4 protein-coding genes are annotated in these 3,199 nt (G+C 61.5%); all 4 read right to left on the bottom strand.

The annotated features are described in order from the left end of the window. Nucleotides 1–587: YoaK family protein (locus tag RWZ58_RS08690; protein WP_314658380.1), on the bottom strand; the 587-nt coding region annotated here is incomplete at its 3' end. A gap of 189 nt (nucleotides 588–776) precedes the next feature. After that, complete coding sequence (locus tag RWZ58_RS08685) at nucleotides 777–1,550, bottom strand: slipin family protein (RefSeq protein WP_005506196.1); 774 nt, start codon at nucleotides 1,548–1,550, stop codon at nucleotides 777–779. Nucleotides 1,551–1,835: 285 nt separating this feature from the next. Beyond that, on the bottom strand, nucleotides 1,836–2,678 hold the full coding sequence (locus tag RWZ58_RS08680; RefSeq protein ID WP_314658379.1) for a transposase: 843 nt from the start codon (nucleotides 2,676–2,678) through the stop codon (nucleotides 1,836–1,838). A gap of 2 nt (nucleotides 2,679–2,680) precedes the next feature. After that, nucleotides 2,681–3,199, bottom strand: a 519-nt coding sequence (locus RWZ58_RS08675; RefSeq protein ID WP_314658378.1) for a cbb3-type cytochrome c oxidase subunit I, incomplete at its 5' end; no start/stop codon positions are given.

Genomic DNA, 3,199 nt, shown 5'->3' with positions numbered 1-3,199 from the left:
GCCGTACGGCGCTGCGCCTTCGCCTCATTTTTTGTGACTCCGTCGGGGGTTTTCCGTGTGAAGTACAGCGAACCGGCGGTGTACCAGGCGCTGAGCATTTTGCGCCAGTTGCCGCTGGTCATGAAGAGCGAAAAGGGGTTTTCGCCAATGCGTGTATCCGCGAGGGCGTGAATCATCAGACCGACGGTGAACGCCAGCGCACCCACCTGAAAGCTATTGCTCAGAGTTCTGTCCATGAAGGGTACTGCGAAGCAAACCAGAAGGAACGGCAGGAGCGTGCCGATGCGCCAGTGCCTCATCCGGGCACGTTGACCGAGTAAGTCGTGAATGAAATGCCCTGCCAGGTACCCGAAGCTGAAGAGAATGACGGAGAGCCAGCGCAGGTGCACCACATGCGGTGCGTCACGGTGTAGGTCGGCGATAAGCAGAATAAAGTTGCCGGTCTGCGTGGCAACGAGCGCTTCATAGTGGATGTGCGAGAAGACGTCCACCGCGCCGCCCAGGGAGGCGAGGAGTAGAGCCATGACGCGCCCGTAGCGTCGAGGTGCTGGGATGCGGTGTAGCATCTCGCGGAGGTGGTGTAGCATGCGCCTTCCCTCACGGTGGGTGGGTCTGTGTGTAGCAGTAATGCCACTGGTTCCATGCTACGGCATAAGTCAGCAGGGCGCCGGAGAGGATAAGCACCCCGCCGGGTAACCCCTGTTAAAGCGAAGGCCCCGAGCAGGTGTCTGCTCGGGGCCTGCATACTATTCGGTTTTTAGCTCGGGGAGAGTAGCTTACTTGCTCTCGCCCTTGAGTGCACCCACGAGGGGGCCGATGACGTCCATGGGCAGCGGGAAGACCACGGTCGAGTTCTGGTCGGCGCCCAGCTCCAGCAGGGTCTGCAGGTAACGCAACTGCAAGGAGGCGGGGGACTGGCTCAGAATGTCGGATGCTTCCTTCAGCTCGCTCGAAGCCTCCAGCTCACCGCGTGCCGAAATGATCTTTGCGCGGCGCTCACGCTCAGCCTCAGCCTCACGTGCCATGGCGCGCTGCATAGCCTCGGGAATCTCAACGTCCTTGATCTCGACGAGCTCCACCTGAATACCCCACGGCTCGGTGCGGGAGCCGATGATGGAGCGCAGGTCTTCGTTCAGGTCTTCGCGGTGTGCGAGCAGGGTATCCAGGTCAACGCGGCCGAGCAGGGAACGCAGGGTGGTCTGCGCAATCTGGCTGGTGGCGATCGGGTAGTTCTCGACCTCGAGCACGGCGTTCTTGGCGTTGGTCACGCGGAAGAGGACCACGGCGTTCACGCGGGCGGGAACGTTGTCCTTGGTGATGACTTCCTGCGGGGGAATGGTCAGGGTGATAACACGCATATCAACGCGCTGCAGGGAGTCGACGAGGGGGAAGACGACGTTCAGGCCGGGCTTCAGTTCCGAACGCAGGTGGCCGAAGCGGAAGGAGATGCCACGCTCGTATTCGGGGATGACGCGGAACATACGAATCAGAATAAAAAGAACAATGACGGCAACTGGGATGAGGATAGTTGCCAGAGTGACGGGATCCATGGTTTTCCTTCACAAATATTGGGGGAGGACGGTATGTGTGCCCACCTGCCCGCGCCTCGTACGGTGCAGGTAGTAGGGGTGCCCGGTATCGGGCTGTGTGTGGGGGAGTTGGGGAGGGGAATTTTCCGTCCCGGCGGGTTTCGCGGCGGGTCGGTGCTCCGGCGGCACCCCGTGCGGAAAACTCAAAAGGAAAATAAGAGAGAAATCCACGCGGGGCAGCCACCGAAGTTAACAGACGGGACCAGCCAGCCGGTCAGCCGCCGGAACGGAAAAGCTTGTGCAGCGCTACTTCTTCGCCAGGCTCTCAGCCGCCTTGTCAGCAGCCTCAACTTCAGCCAGGTTCTGCTCCTGCAGGACCTCGTTCGTGGTCTTGTGCAGTCGCTTAACCGAGGTGCCGGTACCGCTCCATGCGGGGCGGTCCGGGTCGAGGGCAGAGGTGCGGACCGGCAGGGTTGCCTCCGCAATCATCTGCTTGCGTGCCTGCTCGGTACGGCGCTGACGCTCATTCGACACGCCACCCCACTTCGCCGCGAAACGATCCATCTTCACGTTCACCGATTCATCAGCGGTGGAAGCGTGAATATGCTTCGGATCGTTCTCGAAGTTCGCGGGGGTACGCATGAGCTTCACAGCCAGCGGGTAGGTCAGCGAGAGGCAGACCACCGCGGCGGCACCCTCCACCAGAAGCTCCAGCGGGGAGTGCCAGACGATGGCGGCACCAATCAGGATGACCACACCCAGCAGTGACACGGCAACCGCCAGCCCGCGGTGGAAACGACCCGACTCGGAGTAGGGCCATTCGTCCACCTCGCGGGTGAGCTCGCGGCCGTTTGCCGAGACGGTGCAGCTGTCCTTAATCGGGCAGGTGTTGCACACGCTGGGCTTGGCGCGGTAACGCATCACTCGGTTATCCGAGTCGAAGGCCGTAGCCCACAGCCACTGGTCTTCGGGACAGAGCCACGCGTCGCTCTCTTCGTGGTAGGTGAACCCGAAGGTTCGCGCCGCCACCATGCGCTGGCTGGTGCGCTTGGCGAGAATATCGAAGCCCCAACCCACGGCGACCAGGCCGAGCGCGTACACGCAGGCCAGCCACACGAGGAAAGAAACTCCAGCAATCTGCTCAGGCATGATTAGCCTCGACGATCGCTACGGTAGGGGCTGGTCTGCTCGGGCAGCTCCTCGGCAGCCTTAGCGCCGGCGAACTCTGCGATGCGAGCGTCCTCAACCTCTTCGTACAGCGGAGGCTCGGGCAGCTCCAGGACGGTTTCCTTAGCGTTCTTCGAGAAGATCTCCTTGAGAGCCAGCAGCGCCAGCTTGATCAGCGGGATAATGCCGACCAGGAAGATGACGTCACCGGGCATACGCATCCAACCCATCACGGCGGAAGCACCGTCGTGGATGAACGCGAAGGAACGAGCCTCGTAGTAGCCCTCACCAACGGACTTGTACAGCTGAGCGATACCCAGCGGCAGCAGCGAGATGAAGGACATCCACAGCAGACCGATGTTCAGGGTCCAGAAGGAGAACTTCAGACCCTTCTCAGGCCACTTGTTCTCGGGGAGCAGGTAGCGCAGACCGAACACCGCGAAGGCAATCGCGAGCATACCGTACACACCCATCATGGATGCGTGTGCGTGGTTTGCGGTCAG

Source organism: uncultured Rothia sp. (assembly GCF_963544205.1).
In the GTDB taxonomy this organism is placed as follows: domain Bacteria; phylum Actinomycetota; class Actinomycetes; order Actinomycetales; family Micrococcaceae; genus Rothia.
This window is presented reverse-complemented; position numbering and strand designations above follow the sequence as displayed.